Origin of the sequence: Pseudomonas sp. NBRC 111124 (assembly GCF_001320245.1) — a bacterium.
Lineage (GTDB): Bacteria > Pseudomonadota > Gammaproteobacteria > Pseudomonadales > Pseudomonadaceae > Aquipseudomonas.
This window is the reverse complement of sequence record NZ_BCBA01000042.1, coordinates 55,893-71,996: the sequence shown is the minus strand read 5'-3', so window position 1 is coordinate 71,996 and position 16,104 is coordinate 55,893. Positions and strand designations below refer to the sequence as shown.

Annotated in this window: 19 protein-coding genes; 15 read left to right on the top strand and 4 right to left on the bottom strand. The window is 62.0% G+C overall.

Translation table 11 applies throughout. The annotated features are described in order from the left end of the window. The first annotated feature begins 235 nt into the window (after positions 1-235). From APH28_RS16960 to hisC, 10 genes are all read left to right on the top strand, one after another. Positions 236-1,045: an ATP-binding cassette domain-containing protein gene (locus APH28_RS16960; RefSeq protein WP_043213285.1), complete on the top strand. Its 810-nt coding sequence runs from the start codon at positions 236-238 to the stop codon at positions 1,043-1,045. Further along, positions 1,045-1,842: a lipid asymmetry maintenance ABC transporter permease subunit MlaE gene (gene mlaE / locus APH28_RS16955; protein ID WP_060511288.1), complete on the top strand. Its 798-nt coding sequence runs from the start codon at positions 1,045-1,047 to the stop codon at positions 1,840-1,842. The genes APH28_RS16960 and mlaE overlap by 1 nt, the downstream gene beginning before the upstream one ends. Next, complete coding sequence (gene mlaD / locus APH28_RS16950) at positions 1,842-2,327, top strand: outer membrane lipid asymmetry maintenance protein MlaD (RefSeq protein WP_060511286.1); 486 nt, start codon at positions 1,842-1,844, stop codon at positions 2,325-2,327. Before mlaE ends, mlaD begins: the two co-directional genes overlap by 1 nt. A gap of 9 nt (positions 2,328-2,336) precedes the next feature. Then, positions 2,337-2,984: a phospholipid-binding protein MlaC gene (locus APH28_RS16945; protein ID WP_060511284.1), complete on the top strand. Its 648-nt coding sequence runs from the start codon at positions 2,337-2,339 to the stop codon at positions 2,982-2,984. Continuing rightward, positions 2,981-3,283 (top strand): lipid asymmetry maintenance protein MlaB, encoded by a 303-nt coding sequence (locus APH28_RS16940; RefSeq protein ID WP_060511283.1) that lies wholly within the window; start codon positions 2,981-2,983, stop codon positions 3,281-3,283. The genes APH28_RS16945 and APH28_RS16940 overlap by 4 nt, the downstream gene beginning before the upstream one ends. 118 nt (positions 3,284-3,401) lie before the next feature. Then, the gene (locus tag APH28_RS16935; RefSeq protein WP_003255121.1) at positions 3,402-3,641 is read left to right on the top strand and encodes a BolA family protein; all 240 of its coding nucleotides are present in this window, start codon (positions 3,402-3,404) and stop codon (positions 3,639-3,641) included. 23 nt (positions 3,642-3,664) lie between these two features. Next, the gene (gene murA, locus APH28_RS16930) at positions 3,665-4,930 is read left to right on the top strand and encodes a UDP-N-acetylglucosamine 1-carboxyvinyltransferase (RefSeq protein ID WP_060511280.1); all 1,266 of its coding nucleotides are present in this window, start codon (positions 3,665-3,667) and stop codon (positions 4,928-4,930) included. A gap of 91 nt (positions 4,931-5,021) precedes the next feature. After that, positions 5,022-5,657, top strand: coding sequence for an ATP phosphoribosyltransferase (gene hisG, locus APH28_RS16925; RefSeq protein ID WP_060511279.1), 636 nt, complete (start codon positions 5,022-5,024; stop codon positions 5,655-5,657). Between the two features lie 126 nt (positions 5,658-5,783). Further along, entirely contained in the window at positions 5,784-7,109 is a 1,326-nt protein-coding gene (gene hisD / locus APH28_RS16920) for a histidinol dehydrogenase (RefSeq protein WP_060511277.1), read from the top strand. Positions 7,110-7,111: 2 nt separating this feature from the next. Further along, on the top strand, positions 7,112-8,161 hold the full coding sequence (gene hisC / locus APH28_RS16915; RefSeq protein WP_060511275.1) for a histidinol-phosphate transaminase: 1,050 nt from the start codon (positions 7,112-7,114) through the stop codon (positions 8,159-8,161). 55 nt (positions 8,162-8,216) lie between these two features. Here hisC and APH28_RS16910 read toward each other — a convergent pair whose 3' ends face one another. Then, a complete protein-coding gene (locus APH28_RS16910; protein ID WP_060511493.1) occupies positions 8,217-9,407 on the bottom strand; it encodes an alkaline phosphatase family protein in 1,191 nt (396 codons plus the stop codon). A gap of 156 nt (positions 9,408-9,563) precedes the next feature. On the opposite strand from APH28_RS16910, the gene APH28_RS16905 reads away from it, so the two are divergent. From APH28_RS16905 to APH28_RS16895, 3 genes are all read left to right on the top strand, one after another. Beyond that, positions 9,564-10,214: a FadR/GntR family transcriptional regulator gene (locus APH28_RS16905; RefSeq protein WP_060511273.1), complete on the top strand. Its 651-nt coding sequence runs from the start codon at positions 9,564-9,566 to the stop codon at positions 10,212-10,214. Positions 10,215-10,227: 13 nt separating this feature from the next. Beyond that, positions 10,228-11,508 (top strand): MFS transporter, encoded by a 1,281-nt coding sequence (locus tag APH28_RS16900; RefSeq protein WP_060511271.1) that lies wholly within the window; start codon positions 10,228-10,230, stop codon positions 11,506-11,508. A gap of 180 nt (positions 11,509-11,688) precedes the next feature. Continuing rightward, a complete protein-coding gene (locus APH28_RS16895) occupies positions 11,689-12,156 on the top strand; it encodes a nuclear transport factor 2 family protein (protein WP_060511269.1) in 468 nt (155 codons plus the stop codon). 6 nt (positions 12,157-12,162) lie between these two features. Here APH28_RS16895 and APH28_RS16890 read toward each other — a convergent pair whose 3' ends face one another. After that, positions 12,163-12,939 (bottom strand): hypothetical protein, encoded by a 777-nt coding sequence (locus APH28_RS16890; protein WP_060511266.1) that lies wholly within the window; start codon positions 12,937-12,939, stop codon positions 12,163-12,165. A 151-nt stretch (positions 12,940-13,090) separates the two neighbouring features. Here APH28_RS16890 and APH28_RS16885 point away from each other — a divergent pair, with 151 nt between their 5' ends. Further along, complete coding sequence (locus tag APH28_RS16885; protein ID WP_060511264.1) at positions 13,091-13,375, top strand: GIY-YIG nuclease family protein; 285 nt, start codon at positions 13,091-13,093, stop codon at positions 13,373-13,375. On the opposite strand, the gene yejK is transcribed toward APH28_RS16885, so the two are convergent. Continuing rightward, entirely contained in the window at positions 13,376-14,383 is a 1,008-nt protein-coding gene (yejK, locus tag APH28_RS16880; RefSeq protein ID WP_060511262.1) for a nucleoid-associated protein YejK, read from the bottom strand. A 393-nt stretch (positions 14,384-14,776) separates the two neighbouring features. On the opposite strand from yejK, the gene APH28_RS16875 reads away from it, so the two are divergent. After that, positions 14,777-15,058 carry an HU family DNA-binding protein gene (locus APH28_RS16875; protein WP_060511261.1) on the top strand — a complete coding sequence of 94 codons (282 nt, stop codon included), beginning with the start codon at positions 14,777-14,779 and terminating at the stop codon, positions 15,056-15,058. Positions 15,059-15,109: 51 nt separating this feature from the next. Here APH28_RS16875 and rlmF read toward each other — a convergent pair whose 3' ends face one another. Next, complete coding sequence (rlmF, locus tag APH28_RS16870; protein ID WP_060511259.1) at positions 15,110-16,060, bottom strand: 23S rRNA (adenine(1618)-N(6))-methyltransferase RlmF; 951 nt, start codon at positions 16,058-16,060, stop codon at positions 15,110-15,112. Positions 16,061-16,104: the final 44 nt, after the last annotated feature.

Here is a 16,104-nt window from a genome sequence, read left to right as displayed (position 1 = left end):
TGCCTGATTAAAAGGCGGCGATTATAGCCGCAATACAAGAAAGCCTCATCCATTGGATTGCCTGAACAATCATCATGAAACCCTGTCGTTGTCCTGAACGACACGTTTCATGGCCTTGGGGACGCGTGGTCAGCGGTGCTATAGTTCGCCGCTATTCGGCCTGCCAAGGGTGCGTGTGTCTTCACGATGAAGGCCGGCGTCCATTAGTGCGAGGCTGCACTAGCAAGGAGTCTAGATGAGTGTGGATAGCGCCTACGCGGTCGAGTTGAAGGGCGTCACCTTCAAGCGCGGTTCGCGCAGCATTTTCAGCAATGTCGACATCCGTATCCCGCGCGGCAAGGTCACCGGGATCATGGGGCCGTCGGGTTGCGGCAAGACCACGCTGCTGCGCCTGATGGGCGCGCAGCTACGGCCGTCGAGCGGTGAAGTGTGGGTGGCAGGGCAGAACCTGCCGAGCCTTTCACGCAGCGACCTGTTCGACGCGCGCAAGCAGATGGGCGTGTTGTTCCAGAGCGGCGCGCTGTTTACCGATCTCGACGTATTCGAGAACGTCGCTTTTCCGTTGCGCGTGCATACCCAGCTTTCGGACGAAATGATCCGCGACATCGTGTTGATGAAGCTGCAGGCCGTCGGCCTGCGCGGTGCCATCGACCTGATGCCGGATGAATTGTCCGGTGGCATGAAGCGCCGGGTGGCGCTGGCCCGGGCGATTGCCCTGGACCCGCAGATCCTGATGTACGACGAACCGTTCGTCGGCCAGGACCCGATTGCGATGGGTGTGCTCGTGCGGCTGATCCGCCTGCTCAACGATGCCTTGGGCATCACCAGCATCGTGGTTTCCCATGACTTGGCTGAAACCGCCAGTATCGCCGACTACATCTATGTGGTCGGTGATGGTCAGGTGCTGGGCCAGGGCACGCCCGACGAGCTGATGGGCTCGGACAATCCGCGTATTCGCCAGTTCATGAAAGGCGACCCGGACGGCCCGGTGCCATTCCACTTTCCCGCGCCTGACTACCGCGCCGATTTGCTGGGGGCGCGGTGATGCGCAGAAAATCCTTACTCGAACGGATCCGCCTGCTCGGACGCTCGGCGATCGACGTGGTGGCAGTGCTCGGGCGCTCGTGCCTGTTCCTGTTCCACGCATTGATCGGCCGTGGCGGCATTGGCGGCGGTTTCCAGCTGCTGACCAAGCAGTTGTACTCGGTGGGCGTGCTGTCACTGGCGATCATCGCCGTTTCCGGGGTCTTCATCGGCATGGTGCTGGCCCTCCAGGGCTACAGCATCCTGACCAAGTACGGCTCCGAGCAGGCGGTCGGGCAGATGGTTGCCCTGACCCTGCTGCGTGAGCTCGGCCCGGTGGTGACCGCACTGCTGTTTGCCGGCCGTGCCGGTTCTGCATTGACTGCCGAAATTGGCAACATGAAGTCCACCGAGCAGCTGTCGAGCCTGGAAATGATCGGCGTCGACCCGCTCAAGTACATCGTCGCGCCACGCCTGTGGGCCGGTTTCATCTCGCTGCCGCTGCTGGCGCTTATCTTCAGCGTGGTCGGCATCTGGGGTGGTTCTTGGGTCGCGGTCGACTGGCTGGGCGTTTACGAAGGCTCGTTCTGGGGCAACATGCAGAACAGCGTTTCCTTTACCGACGACGTGCTCAACGGGCTGATCAAAAGCCTGGTGTTCGCCTTCGTCACGACCTGGATTGCCGTATTCCAGGGGTACGACTGCGAACCCACCTCAGAGGGGATCAGCCGTGCCACCACCAAGACCGTGGTCTATGCCTCATTGGCAGTACTGGGTCTGGACTTTATTCTGACCGCCTTGATGTTTGGAGATTTCTGATGCAAAACCGCACCCTGGAAATCGGTGTCGGCCTGTTCCTCCTGGCCGGGATCCTGGCGCTGCTGCTGCTGGCCCTGCGCGTCAGCGGGCTGTCCGCCAGCCCGAGCAGCGATACCTACAAAGTTTACGCGTACTTCGACAATATCGCCGGTTTGACTGTCAGAGCTAAAGTGACCATGGCCGGTGTAACGATCGGCAAGGTCACCGCCATCGATCTGGACCGTGATTCCTACACCGGTCGGGTGACCCTGCAGCTGGACAAGTCGGTCAACAACCTGCCGACTGACTCCACGGCTTCGATCCTGACCGCCGGCTTGCTTGGCGAGAAGTACATCGGTATCAGCGTGGGCGGTGAAGAAGACGTGCTCAAGGATGGCTCGACCATCCATGACACACAGTCGTCGCTGGTGCTGGAAGATCTGATTGGCAAGTTCCTGCTCAACTCCGTTGGCAAGGAACCAAAAGAAGCGCAACCGGCTAATTAAGGAGTTTCCATGATTTCGATCCTGCGACGTGGCCTGCTGGTGCTGCTGGCGGCCTTTCCCCTGATGGCCCTGGCCGCGCAGTCGCCGCATGACGTGGTTCAGAGCACCACCAATGAGCTGCTGAGCGACCTGAAGGCGAACAAAGAGCAGTACAAGACCAACCCGAATGCCTTCTACGATTCGCTCAACCGCATTCTAGGTCCGGTAGTGGATGCTGAAGGCATCTCGAAAAGCATCATGACCGTCAAGTACTCGCGCAAGGCCACCCCTGCGCAGATTCAGCGCTTCCAGGACAACTTCAAGCGCAGCCTGTTTCAGTTCTACGGCAATGCGCTGCTCGAGTACAACAACCAGGGCATCACCGTCGACCCGGCCAAGGCTGATGACGGCAAGCGCGCCAGTGTCGGCATGAAGGTTACCGGCAACAACGGTGCGGTCTATCCGGTGCAGTACACCTTGGAAAACCTCGGCGGCGAGTGGAAGGTGCGCAACGTCATCGTCAACGGCATCAACATCGGCAAGCTGTTCCGCGACCAGTTCGCCGATGCCATGCAGCGTAATGGCAACGATCTGGACAAGACCATCGACGGCTGGGCCGGCGAAGTGGCCAAGGCCAAGGAAGCTGCCGACAACTCGCCAGAGAAGACCGTCAAATGAGCGAGGCCGCTGTAACCATGGCCGAGCCGGGCGTGCTGCGCCTGGCGGGCGAACTGGATTACCGCAGCGGGCCGGCCCTGCGCAAGCAGGGCCAGGCGCTGATCGGCGCCAGCCGTGAAACCCGTCTGGTGCTGGATTGTTCGGCCGTGGCGCGTTCCACCAGTGTTGGCCTGTCGCTGCTGCTGGCGTTCATCCGTGACGCCCAGGCAACCGGCAAGGCAGTCGAGGTACGCAACATGCCCGACGACATGCAGGAAATTGCCGGGGTCTATGACCTCGATGAGGTGCTGGCAAGCTGATGGCTTGGCAGTGATGAGAGGCCCCTCGGTCGCGCGCCCCTTCGTTGGGCTTCGCAGGCGAGGGGCTTTTTTGTATGATGGCCGACCCGTGCGCATCGGGCGCCGATTGAGGTTGAGCATGCAGGCCGTAGAAGTTAAGAGCTTCCTTGAAGAGAAATTGCCGGGATCCCGGGTCGAAGTTGAAGGCGAAGGCTGCAACTTCCAGTTGAACGTGATCAGCGACGAGTTGGCTGGCCTGAGCCCGGTCAAACGTCAGCAGGCGATCTATGCTCACCTGAATCCGTGGATCGCCAATGGCAGCATCCATGCGGTAACCATGAAATTTTTCAGCAGCGCAGCCTGGGCTGAGCGCACCTGAGCCAACTTGGCGGCGAGACACCAATGGACAAACTGATTATTACTGGCGGCGCTCGTCTTGACGGCGAGATCCGCATTTCCGGCGCGAAGAACGCGGCCCTGCCGATCCTGGCGGCGACCTTGCTGGCCGATGGCCCGGTCACCGTGGGCAACCTGCCGCACCTGCACGACATCACCACCATGATCGAGCTGTTCGGGCGCATGGGCATCGAGCCTGTGATCGACGAAAAGCTGGCGGTGGAAATCGACCCGCGCACCATCAAGACCCTGGTAGCCCCCTACGAGCTGGTCAAGACCATGCGCGCCTCGATTCTGGTGCTCGGCCCCATGGTCGCGCGCTTCGGTGAGGCCGAAGTAGCACTGCCCGGTGGCTGCGCCATCGGCTCGCGCCCGGTCGACCTGCACATCCGCGGCCTCGAGGCCATGGGGGCGACAATCGAAGTCGAAGGCGGCTACATCAAGGCCAAGGCACCTGAAGGCGGCCTGCGCGGCGCCCACTTCTTCTTCGACACCGTCAGCGTCACCGGTACCGAGAACATCATGATGGCCGCTGCCCTGGCCAAAGGCCGCAGCGTGCTGCAAAACGCCGCGCGCGAGCCTGAAGTGGTCGACCTGGCCAACTTCATCAATGCCATGGGCGGCAAGGTGCAGGGCGCCGGCACCGACACCATCACCATCGATGGCGTCGAGCGTCTGGACAGCGCTCACTACCGCGTCATGCCCGACCGCATCGAGACCGGCACCTACCTGGTCGCCGCTGCCGTGACCGGTGGCCGCGTCAAGGTCAAGGATACCGACCCGACCATCCTCGAAGCGGTACTTGAGAAGCTGAAGGAAGCGGGTGCCGACCTCACCACCGGTGAGGACTGGATCGAGCTGGACATGCACGGCAAGCGGCCGAAAGCCGTCAACCTGCGCACCGCTCCGTACCCGGCGTTCCCGACCGACATGCAGGCGCAGTTCATCTCGCTGAACGCCATCGCCGAAGGTACTGGCGCGGTCATCGAGACGATCTTCGAAAACCGTTTCATGCATGTGTACGAAATGCACCGCATGGGCGCGCAGATCCAGGTCGAAGGCAACACCGCGATCGTCACTGGCGTACCGGCCCTCAAGGGCGCCCCGGTCATGGCCACCGACCTGCGTGCTTCCGCCAGCCTGGTGCTGTCGGCGCTCGTTGCCGAAGGCGATACCCTGATCGACCGCATCTACCACATCGACCGTGGTTACGAGTGCATCGAAGAAAAACTGCAGATGCTCGGCGCGAAAATCCGCCGCGTACCGGGCTAATCGCCCGCTGGCACACGGATGTGCCATTCGAATTGAATGCGGTCGGGTGTTAGGCCCGGCCGGCAGTAGCCGCTTAAGGACCGACGTTCCAATGCTGACCATCGCGCTTTCCAAAGGCCGTATTCTCGACGATACCCTGCCATTGCTGGCCGAGGCCGGTATCGTGCCGACCGAGAACCCGGACAAGAGCCGCAAGCTGATCATCCCCACCACGCAGAGCGATGTGCGCCTGCTGATCGTGCGTGCCACCGACGTGCCGACCTATGTCGAGCATGGCGCCGCCGACCTCGGTGTGGCGGGCAAGGACGTGCTGATGGAGTACGGCGGCCAGGGCCTGTACGAACCGCTGGACTTGCAGATCGCCCAGTGCAAGCTGATGACTGCAGGTGTCACCGGCGCACCCGAGCCCAAAGGCCGCCTGCGTGTCGCCACCAAGTTCGTCAATGTGGCCAAGCGTTACTACGCCGAACAAGGCCGTCAGGTCGACATCATCAAGCTGTACGGCTCGATGGAGCTGGCGCCGCTGATCAACCTCGCCGACAAGATCATCGACGTGGTCGACACCGGCAACACCCTGCGTGCCAACGGCCTGGAACCCCAGGACCTGATCGCCACGATCAGCTCGCGCCTGGTGGTCAACAAGGCTTCCATGAAGATGCAGCACGCCCGCATCCAGAGCCTGATCGACACGCTGCGCCAAGCAGTCGAGTCGCGACACCGCGGTTGACTTCTGCGCGCGGCCTTCGCTGTCGCGCCCGTCTATCCGCGTCATAGCCACTTTTCTCGGGTGCCCGCGCGGATGGACTGGTAGCCTAGGGCGCCTGAGCATTCGCTAATAATCGAGGCCCTCGCCATGACCGTGTCCACTGCAATTGCCCGTCTCAACGCTGCTGATCCGGATTTCGCCCGACATCTGGATCATCTGCTGAGCTGGGAAAGTGTGTCCGATGACGCGGTCAACCAGCGCGTGCTCGACATCATCAAGGCCGTGCGCGAGCGCGGCGACGCTGCCCTGGTGGAATTCACCCAGCGATTCGACGGTGTTGACGCCAAGTCCATCGATGACCTGATCCTCGGTCGCGAGCGCCTGGAGCTGGCCCTGACCCGCATCACCGATACCCAGCGTGAAGCCCTGGAGAAAGCCGCCAATCGCGTGCGCATGTACCACGAGCGGCAGAAGCAGGACTCCTGGCAGTACACCGAAGCCGACGGCACCGTGCTCGGCCAGAAGGTCACCCCGCTCGACCGTGCCGGCCTGTACGTGCCAGGCGGCAAGGCGTCGTACCCGTCTTCGGTGCTGATGAACGCCATTCCGGCCAAGGTCGCCGGCGTCACCGAGGTGGTGATGGTGGTGCCGACCCCGCGTGGCGAAGTCAACGAGCTGGTGCTGGCCGCCGCCTGCATCGCCGGTGTCGACCGGGTGTTCACTGTCGGTGGTGCCCAGGCCGTTGCAGCCCTCGCTTATGGCACCGAAAGCGTGCCGCAGGTAGACAAGATCGTCGGTCCGGGCAATATCTACGTGGCCACTGCCAAGCGCCACGTGTTCGGCCAGGTCGGTATCGACATGATCGCCGGCCCATCGGAAATCCTCGTGGTGTGCGACGGCCAGACCGACCCTGACTGGATCGCCATGGACCTGTTCTCCCAGGCCGAGCACGACGAAGATGCCCAGGCCATCCTGGTCAGCCCGGATGCCGCCTTCCTCGACCGCGTGGCCGCGAGCATCGACAAGCTGCTGCCGACCATGGAGCGTGCCGAGATCATCGAGAAATCGATCAATGGGCGCGGTGCGCTGATCCAGGTGCGTGACATGCAGCAGGCCATCGAAGTGGCCAACCGCATCGCCCCCGAGCACCTGGAGCTGTCGGTCGCCGAGCCGCAGGCCTGGCTGCCGCAAATCCGCCACGCGGGCGCGATCTTCATGGGCCGCCACACCAGCGAAGCGCTGGGCGACTACTGCGCCGGCCCTAACCACGTGCTGCCGACCTCCGGTACCGCGCGCTTCTCGTCGCCACTGGGTGTGTATGACTTCCAGAAGCGTTCGTCGATCATCTTCTGCTCCGAGCAGGGCGCATCGGAGCTGGGCCACACCGCTTCGGTCCTGGCCCGTGGCGAGTCGCTGACCGCCCACGCCCGCAGTGCCGAATACCGTATCCTGACCCAAGACAAGGGGAACTGAGCATGAGTCGTTTCTGGAGCCCCTTCGTCAAGGCGCTGGTACCTTACGTCCCGGGCGAGCAGCCGAAAATGGCCCGCCTGGTGAAGCTGAACACCAACGAGAACCCGTATGGCCCGTCGCCCAAGGCGCTGGAAGCCATGCGCGCTGAACTGAACGACAACCTGCGCCTTTACCCGGACCCGAACAGTGACCGGCTCAAGCAGGTGGTGGCCGAGTATTACGGCGTCACCCCGGCCCAGGTTTTCGTCGGCAACGGCTCGGACGAGGTGCTGGCGCACATTTTCCACGGCCTGTTCCAGCACGATCGTGGGCCGCTGCTGTTCCCGGATGTCAGCTACAGCTTCTATCCGGTCTACTGCGGCCTGTACGGCATTCCGTTCGAGCAGGTGGCGCTGGATGAGCAGTTCCAGATCCGCATCGCCGATTATGCCAAGGCCAACGCCGGGATCATCTTCCCCAATCCCAACGCACCCACCGGCTGCTTGCTGCCGCTGCAGGCGATCGAGCAGTTGCTGCAGGCCAACCGCGACTCGGTCGTGGTGGTGGACGAGGCCTACATCGACTTCGGGGGTGAGACGGCCATCAGCCTGGTGGGGCGCTACGACAACCTGCTGGTAACCCAGACCCTCTCGAAATCGCGCTCGCTGGCCGGTCTGCGGGTCGGCCTGGCAGTCGGCCATCCAGACCTGATCGAGGCGCTGGAGCGGATCAAGAACAGCTTTAACTCCTATCCGCTGGACCGCATGGCCATCGTCGGAGCCGCGGCGGCGTTTGAAGATCGGGCGTACTTCGAGGAAACCTGCCGCAAGGTGATCGACAGCCGTGAAGCGCTGGTCGAGCAGTTGGTTGCAAAGGGCTTCGAAGTGCTGCCATCGGCAGCCAACTTCATCTTCGCCCGCCACCCGCAGCAGGATGCCGCGCAACTGGCGGCCCGCTTGCGCGAGCAAGGGGTGATCGTGCGTCACTTCAAGCAGGAGCGGATTGCCCAGTTCCTGCGTATCACCATCGGCACGCCGCAGATGAACCAGGCGTTGATCGACGCGCTGAACTGAGCCAGGTGGCCTGCAGGGGCGGGTGCGCTCGCTCCTGCAGGCCAGGCCGCGCACATCAGTAGCTGCTTTCCTCAAGAACGAATGGCTTGCTGGCTGGCCGGGTGCGCACCGCTACCGGTGTGTCATCCAGCTCCAGCACGTAGTCGCTGGCCTGGCGCATGCCCTGCGGATCGGTCCACTGCTGCAGATAAGCCGGGACGTTGGCGACTATCTGGTCATTTTTGTAAATGGTCACGGTTTCTTGCGAGTCGCTGTTCCACAGCAGCTTGGCGTCGCCTTCAATGGCCCGTGCCTTGCGTACTCCCGTAGCGCCCAGCAGTGGCGTGCCATCGAGCTTCCATTCCGGCAGCAGGTCGAGCCCCATGTGCCTGAGCACGGTGGGTGTCACTGACGTCTGCGCCACATAGCCGTAGAGGTTGTTCGGACCAGGGTTGTCCCCCGGAATGCTCGGTTGGGTCAACTCTTCGTTCAACGGCTTGTTGCTGGCGATGAAGACCGTCTTCTCTTGCTCTGTTACGCCACCATGGCCTGAGCCCCAGTAATCACGCCCGTGGTCGGTACAGACGATCACCAGCCAGTCCTCCTGTGGGTGCTTGGAGGCACGCTCCTCGACCTTGTCCAACAGGCGCCCCAGCCTGTCGTCAGCTTCGCGCAGGGCGAACTGGTAGGCCGGGCCGAAGCCACTGGCGTGACCGGCCTCATCGGGTTCGTCGAGCTGGATGAAGGTGAAATCGGCCGGTGTTTTATCGAGAATATCCAGGGTTCGGGCGGTCACCTGTTCATCGCTCAGGCCGCTTTCGCGCACATCGTTGCCTTGCGCGTCCTCCAGCAGGAACGCCGTGTTGATCGGCGACCAGTTGACGACACTGGAGAGGTAGGCATTTGGCAGGGCATCACGTAGCCGTTTGAACAGGCTGGGAAACTCAGGGTCGACCCGCAAGGATTCGTTATTGGTGATGACCCCATGCTTGTTGGCCCATACGCCGGTGAGCAAGGTCATCCAGCCGGGCCCGCTGATGGTCGCCTGTTCGCTGGCGCGGCCGTTGATGCCGCCGGCATAGGCTTTGCCGTAGAACAGGCGCTTCTGCAGGTGAGTGTCGCCGCCCAGTTGTTCATAGTGCTGCAGTTGAACACCGTCCATTCCGATGATGAGCGTTTTGGGTTGCATTGGCGGTTGTTTGGCGTCGCACCCTTTGAAAAGCAGCCCGAGCAGCAGGCCGGCTGCAATCAGGGTAATCAGCCGCAATACGTTTGGCAGGGACATGGATGAGGCCTTGAGGGAGTCGTGCCAAGGGTTACAACAAGGTCGTCGGCTGACAACTGGTAGAAATGCCAGTTGAATTGATGTCCGGATGGCGTTCTATTAAGCTCTCTGAATTCATCGGATGATTGGTTGAGTGAAATGAGCAGTGAATTGACCAAGCGCACCCTGGTCGAACTAGCGGTCGAGCGCATGCGTGAGCGCATCCTGCAAGGCGACTGGCAAGTCGGCCAGCGCCTGCCGACCGAGCCGGTGCTGGCGCTTGAACTGGGCATCAGCCGCAATACCGTGCGCGAGGCCATGCGAGTACTGGCGTTCAGCGGCCTGGTGGAAATCCGCCAGGGCGATGGAAGTTATCTGCGCACTTGCCAGGACCCGTTGCAGGCCGTGCAGGCGATGTCGCGCTGCACCCTGGAGCAGGCTCGCGAAACCCGCCACATCCTCGAAACCGAAGCGATCGGCCTTGCGGCATTGCGCCGTACCGACGAGGACTTGCAACACTTGCGCGCAGCGCTGACGGGCAGTGCCGAGCACTTTCACGGTGATGTAGATGCCTATGTCAGCTGCGACCTGGTGTTTCACCAGCGCCTGATCGACGCTGCGCACAATCCGGCACTGAGCGAGCTGTACCGTTACTTTTCCGGCGTGGTGGCCGCCGCGTTGCAACACAACATGGCAACCGTGCCGCGCTGCCAGGCGACCTTCGACCTGCACGGGCAGATTCTTGAAGCCATCGAACAACGCGATCCGGAGCGGGCCAAGGCCCTGAGCCGGACCCTCATCGAATCCTGAAGACGAGAATGCCATGGCTGACCCAATGACCCGAGACGCGCCTGCCCGCGAGCGCGAACTGGAAGAACTGCTGATCGACGCTGAGGCTGACGATGCCCAGGTGCAACAGCAGCCGCCGGCCCTACGGCGGCCCTGGCTGTTGCTGCTGGGCCTGGTGCTGGTGGCATTGAACCTGCGCCCGGCGTTGTCGAGCATGGCGCCGGTGCTTGGCCAGGTGGCTGCGGGGCTCGGCCTGAATGCCTCCGAGGCGGGCCTGCTGACCACCTTGCCGGTGCTCTGCCTGGGGCTGTTCGCACCGCTGGCGCCGGTCCTGGCACGCCGCTTCGGCAGCGAGCGGGTGATCCTGGGCATTCTGCTCACCCTGGCGCTGGGTATCGTGGTGCGCAGCGCCCTTGGGGCTGCCGGGGTGTTTATCGGCAGCGTGATGGCCGGGGCCAGCATCGGTATCATCGGCGTGCTGCTGCCGGGTATCGTCAAACGCGACTTCCCGCAACATGCGGGCACCCTGACCGGCGTCTACACCATGGCGCTGTGCCTCGGGGCGGCCATGGCGGCCGGGGCTACGGTGCCGCTGACTCAGCATTTCGATGACAACTGGGCCTTTGGCCTGGGCTTCTGGATGCTACCGGCGCTGCTGGCGATGCTCTTCTGGTTGCCGCAAGCGCGTCAGGGCCACGGCCTGCACAAGGTCGCCTACCGGGTGCGCGGGCTGTGGCGCGATCCGCTGGCGTGGCAGGTAACGCTGTACATGGGGCTGCAGTCGTCGCTGGCATACATCGTCTTTGGTTGGTTGCCGTCGATCCTCATCGGCCGGGGCCTGAGCCCGACCGAAGCGGGCCTGGTGCTGTCTGGCTCGGTCATCGTGCAGCTCATCAGCTCGCTGGGCGCCCCTTGGCTGGCGACCCGCGGCAAGGACCAGCGCCTGGCCATCGTGATCGTGATGCTGGTTACCCTGGCGGGCTTGTTCGGTTGCCTGTATGCACCTGTTGATGGGTTGTGGGGCTGGGCAGTTCTACTGGGACTGGGGCAGGGCGGTACTTTCGCCCTGGCCCTTACGTTGATCGTACTGCGTTCGAAAGATGCCCATGTGGCAGCGAACCTGTCGAGCATGGCGCAAGGGGTAGGTTATACCCTGGCGTCCATGGGGCCGTTCGCGGTTGGCCTGGTGCATGACCTGACCGGCGGCTGGGCGGCGGTTGGGTGGATCTTTGCCGTGCTGGGCATCGGCGCAATCGTCTTCGGGCTCGGCGCTGGGCGGGCTTTGCATGTGCAGGTGACCAGCGAAAAACTTTGACATCAAGGGTGGCCTCACCGGCCTCTTCGCGGGCAAGCCCGCTCCCACAGGGTCATCACAGGCTTCAAGGTTTGCGCCTGGCCTGTGTGAGCGGGCGTGCCCGCGAAGAGGCCGGCACTGGCGTATGCAGGTGGGGCAGATTATTGTGCTGCTTCCTACTCCCAGGACGGACCTGCTTTCATGACTGACGCCAACCGCGACCTGATCACTCGCTTCTACCAGGCGTTCCAGCGCCTGGACGCCGAGGCCATGGTGGCCTGCTACAGCGACGACATCGTTTTCAGCGACCCGGTGTTCGGCACCCTGCGCGGCCGCGATGCGGGCGATATGTGGCGCATGCTCACCACCCGCGCCAAGGACTTCTCGCTGACCTTCGACCAAGTTCGTGCTGATCCGCATAGTGGCTGTGCCCACTGGGTTGCGACCTATCTGTTCAGCCAGACAGGCCGCACTGTGGTCAACGATATCCAGGCGCGCTTCGTCATTCGCGATGGGCTGATCTGTCAGCATGACGACAGCTTCGATTTGTGGCGCTGGTCGCGCCAAGCCCTGGGTACTCCAGGGCTGCTCTTGGGTTGGTCGCCGATGCTGCAGAACAAGGTACGCGCGCAGGCCTATCAAGGCCTGCGGGCTTTTCAGGCCACGTAAAACCGCTCAGCGGGAGGCGATGGCCTGGTCGGCTTCGTCGTAGCTGAACACCGTGCGGTGATCTGAGGATTGTGGAAGCCTGACGCGAATCACAGGTATGAATCGACCATTGGTTGAGTGCCAGTCTTTCTGATCGGCTTGGGCTTGCTGCAGCGCGCCGTTCATGCCTTCGATGTAGAAAAAGGATTGAATCGGCAGTTGGTGAGAGGTTTTCTCTTTCCAGGCCCTGAGAATCAGCTCGTTCCAGGCAAAGGGCAGTTCCTTGCCATAAAGTTGCTTGGCACGAATGCTCTGATAGAACGCCTCGTCGCGACCTGGCACGCGTGTGTATTGGCTATCAAATGCACATTGCTGCTTGTAGTCGCGGCTCTTGCGGAATTGAGCTACCCAGTCCTCGGCAGTGTGTACGCCTTGCTCATGGCACGCCTGTTCGCGGTTGGCAGTCTGGCTATTGTCACCACAGCCACTGCCATTGCGTGTCCAGCTATCGCCATCAGTAGGCCAAGCGCAGAGCACCTCGTAGTGCAGGGTCCCTTCAGGGCGTTGCAGCTGAGGATAAAAAGTAAAGCCACTGCGGGCATCGGCTGCCAGTTTGGTGATTGGAATATCCGCGCGCAAATAAGAAAACGATAACCCACCTTTTTTCAGGGTGTTTTCACTATGATGCCAGGTGTGATAGCTAGGAGAAGGCTTGGTCGCTCTGATCAGAACGCCCGAGCAGGCATGGGCCGGAATCGCATTGCCCTCGCAGCGTTGCGGAGTGGCGTCGTAGTTTTTCTGCATTTGTGCCGCCACCTGTGCACCGAGTGATGCGTGGACACTCAAGGCTAGTGTGGACAGGCCTGTGCAAATCATTGATTGCGTTAGCGTGCGGAGCATGATGTCGCCCTCAATGGATGGGCTCACCAAATTAATGATGGAAAGAGCAAGAGTCGTGAGTGAAATTTTGCCGGAACTGGCAGCGAAACCCTGGTACGTCTATCTGGTTCGGGCCGCCAATGGCTCGTTGTACTGTGGTATCAGCGATGACCCGCAGCGGCGTTTCGCTGCTCATCAGAAAGGCCAGGGTGCGCGCTATTTCAAGACCAGCCCGGCACAGGCGCTGGTCTATGTCGAGCAATGGCCGGACAAGGGCGAGGCGCTGCGCCAGGAGCGCCTGGTGAAGAAATTGCGCAAGTCGGCAAAGGAGGCGTTGGTCGCCTCCTATGCGGCCATTTGATCAGTCCTTGCGGCGCTTGAGCTGATCCACCAGCGTGGTCGGCAAGCCTTTGATGATCAGCGTGCCGGCGGCCTCGTCATACTCCACCTTGTCACCCAGCAGGTGTGCCTCGAAGCTGATCGACAACCCTTCGGCACGCCCGGTGAAGCGGCGGAACTGGTTGAGGGTGCGTTTGTCTGCAGGGATTTCCGGCGACAGGCCGTAGTCCTTGTTGCGGATATGGTCGTAGAACGCCTTCGGGCGGTCTTCGTCGATCAGGCTCGACAGCTCTTCCAAGGTCACCGGTTCACCCAGCTTGGTCTGGGTGGTGGCGTACTCCACCAGGGTCTGGGTCTTCTCGCGGGCAGCTTCTTCCGGCAGGTCCTCGCTTTCGACGAAGTCGCTGAAGGCCTTGAGCAGGGTGCGTGTCTCGCCGGGGCCGTCGACGCCTTCCTGGCAGCCGATGAAGTCGCGGAAGTAGTCCGACACCTTCTTGCCGTTCTTGCCCTTGATGAACGAGATGTACTGCTTGGAGTTCTGGTTGTTCTTCCACTCCGACAGGTTGATGCGCGCCGCCAGGTGCAGCTGGCCGAGGTCAAGGTGGCGCGACGGTGTCACATCCAGCTCGGCATTCACGGCCACGCCTTCGCTGTGGTGCAGCAGGGCAATGGCCAGGTAGTCGGTCATGCCTTGCTGGTAGTGGGCGAACAGAATATGGCCGCCGGTGGAAAGGTTGGACTCCTCCATCAGCTTTTGCAGGTGCTCGACCGCTACGCGGCTGAAGGCGGCGAAGTCTTTCTCGTCTTCCAGGTACTGTTTCAGCCAGCCGCTCAGTGGATAGGCACCGGACTCGCCGTGGAAGAAGCCCCAGGCCTTGCCTTGCTTGGCGTTGTAGCTGTCGTTGAGGTCGGCCAGCAGGTTTTCGATGGCGTCCGATGCGCCCAGCTCGGTATCCCGTGCATGGAGCACGGCGGGGCTGCCATCGGGCTTCTTGTCGATCAGGTGAACGATGCAATGACGGATTGGCATGGATTTCTCGGTGCGTCTGGGGCGGCCGCAGGCCGCGCTGCAAAAGTCGTCCAGTTTACCCTAGAGAACAGGCGCTGCAGTGGCCGGATGTTGGCAGAAATGCCGGTTGTTCGTTTTTTGTTCAAAATTGGAGGTTTTAGGCTGAAACCCCCGAAAAACCTGCACTAAATCGAAGCAGGTAGCGGATATTTATCCATTCCTGTGGTAGCTTTGCGCCGTCTTGCGCACCTTGTGTGGCGCATTGCTGGCAGCGTGCTCATGCCGTGTCGAACCAAACGCCGATTTGCGTATCTACATTCGCGATTGGCGCGGCCCTCCAGAACTCAGGGGCTGGCCCGATAACGTCGTAGAACGCTGCATAACCACTGAATTAGATAGGGAAGGAACACCACCATGGCATTGACCAAAGACCAACTGATTGCCGATATCGCTGAAGCCATCGACGCGCCAAAGACCACCGCTCGTAACGCACTGGAGCAACTGGGCCAGATCGTTGCCGACCAACTGGAAAACGGCGCTGAAATCACCCTGCCAGGCATCGGCAAGCTGAAAGTCTCCGAGCGTCCTGCCCGTACCGGCCGCAACCCTTCGACTGGCGCTGCCATCGAAATCGCTGCCAAGAAAGTCGTCAAGTTCGTGCCAGCCAAATCGCTGAACGATTCCATCAACAAGTAATTGTTGATGCGTTGACCAGAACCGCGCCCGGCTTGCCCGGGCGCGGTTTTTTCATGCCTGCGATTTGCGCAGAGCGTGCCAGGCCTGGCGCGCGGCGTCGTCCAGGAAGCTCCAGGCGACCATGCGACTCTGCTTCTGTCCCTGGCCCATCTCGATGATGCGCACGGCCTTGGCGCCGGCCTTCTTCAACGCCGCCTCGATCCCAGGCACGTTGCTGGCCTTGGACACTAGGCTGGTGAACCACAGCACCTGCTGCGCGTACTGCGTGCTCTCGTCGACCAGTTGGGTGACGAAGCGGATCTCGCCGCCCTCGCACCACAGTTCGTTGTTCTGCCCGCCGAAGTTGAGCACCGGCAGCTTGCGCTTGGGGTCTTGCTTGCCGAGGTTCTTCCATTTGCGCTGGCTGCCGCGGGTGGCTTCCTCTCGCGAGGCATGGAAGGGTGGGTTGCACAGGGTCAGGTCGAAGCGCTCATCCTCTTGCAGCAGGCCACCCAGGATCTGCTTGCGGTTGGCTTGCTGGCGCAGGCTGATGCCCTTGCTCAAGCCGTTGGCCTGGACGATGGCCTTGGCCGAGGCCAGCGCCACCGGGTCGATGTCCGAACCGAGGAAGCGCCAACGGTAATCGCTATGGCCGAGCAGCGGGTAGATGCAGTTGGCACCGACGCCGATGTCCAGCGCGCGTATCTGTGCGCCCCGGGGGACCTCGCCGGCATTGTCTTCGGCCAACAGGTCGGCGGCCACGTGGATGTAGTCGGCACGGCCGGGGATCGGCGGGCACAGGTAATCGGCAGGGATATCCCAGTGCTGGATGCCGTACTGCGCCTTGAGCAGGGCACGGTTGAACACCCGCACGGCTTCGGGGTTGGCAAAGTCGATGCTGGGTTTGCCGTGGGGGTTGGTGATGGTGAAGCGGGCCAGGTCAGGGTGGGCCTTGATCAGGCTCGGGAAGTCGTAGCGGCCCTGGTGGCGGTTGCGCGGGTGCAGGGTGGGTTTGTCGGTCATGATAGGGTCCTGAAAAAGCTTCGCCGGCAAGCCGGCTCCCACAG

Excerpts from the sequence above, each read along its gene's own strand:
- APH28_RS16960 (WP_043213285.1), top strand. The coding sequence starts at position 236 with ATGAGTGTGGATAGCGCCTACGCGGTCGAGTTGAAGGGCGTCACCTTC.
- mlaE (WP_060511288.1), top strand. The coding sequence starts at position 1,045 with ATGCGCAGAAAATCCTTACTCGAACGGATCCGCCTGCTCGGACGCTCG.
- mlaD (WP_060511286.1), top strand. The coding sequence starts at position 1,842 with ATGCAAAACCGCACCCTGGAAATCGGTGTCGGCCTGTTCCTCCTGGCC.
- APH28_RS16945 (WP_060511284.1), top strand. The coding sequence starts at position 2,337 with ATGATTTCGATCCTGCGACGTGGCCTGCTGGTGCTGCTGGCGGCCTTT.
- APH28_RS16940 (WP_060511283.1), top strand. The coding sequence starts at position 2,981 with ATGAGCGAGGCCGCTGTAACCATGGCCGAGCCGGGCGTGCTGCGCCTG.
- APH28_RS16935 (WP_003255121.1), top strand. The coding sequence starts at position 3,402 with ATGCAGGCCGTAGAAGTTAAGAGCTTCCTTGAAGAGAAATTGCCGGGA.
- murA (WP_060511280.1), top strand. The coding sequence starts at position 3,665 with ATGGACAAACTGATTATTACTGGCGGCGCTCGTCTTGACGGCGAGATC.
- hisG (WP_060511279.1), top strand. The coding sequence starts at position 5,022 with ATGCTGACCATCGCGCTTTCCAAAGGCCGTATTCTCGACGATACCCTG.
- hisD (WP_060511277.1), top strand. The coding sequence starts at position 5,784 with ATGACCGTGTCCACTGCAATTGCCCGTCTCAACGCTGCTGATCCGGAT.
- hisC (WP_060511275.1), top strand. The coding sequence starts at position 7,112 with ATGAGTCGTTTCTGGAGCCCCTTCGTCAAGGCGCTGGTACCTTACGTC.
- APH28_RS16905 (WP_060511273.1), top strand. The coding sequence starts at position 9,564 with ATGAGCAGTGAATTGACCAAGCGCACCCTGGTCGAACTAGCGGTCGAG.
- APH28_RS16900 (WP_060511271.1), top strand. The coding sequence starts at position 10,228 with ATGGCTGACCCAATGACCCGAGACGCGCCTGCCCGCGAGCGCGAACTG.
- APH28_RS16895 (WP_060511269.1), top strand. The coding sequence starts at position 11,689 with ATGACTGACGCCAACCGCGACCTGATCACTCGCTTCTACCAGGCGTTC.
- APH28_RS16890 (WP_060511266.1), bottom strand. The coding sequence starts at position 12,939 with ATGCAGAAAAACTACGACGCCACTCCGCAACGCTGCGAGGGCAATGCG.
- yejK (WP_060511262.1), bottom strand. The coding sequence starts at position 14,383 with ATGCCAATCCGTCATTGCATCGTTCACCTGATCGACAAGAAGCCCGAT.
- APH28_RS16875 (WP_060511261.1), top strand. The coding sequence starts at position 14,777 with ATGGCATTGACCAAAGACCAACTGATTGCCGATATCGCTGAAGCCATC.
- rlmF (WP_060511259.1), bottom strand. The coding sequence starts at position 16,060 with ATGACCGACAAACCCACCCTGCACCCGCGCAACCGCCACCAGGGCCGC.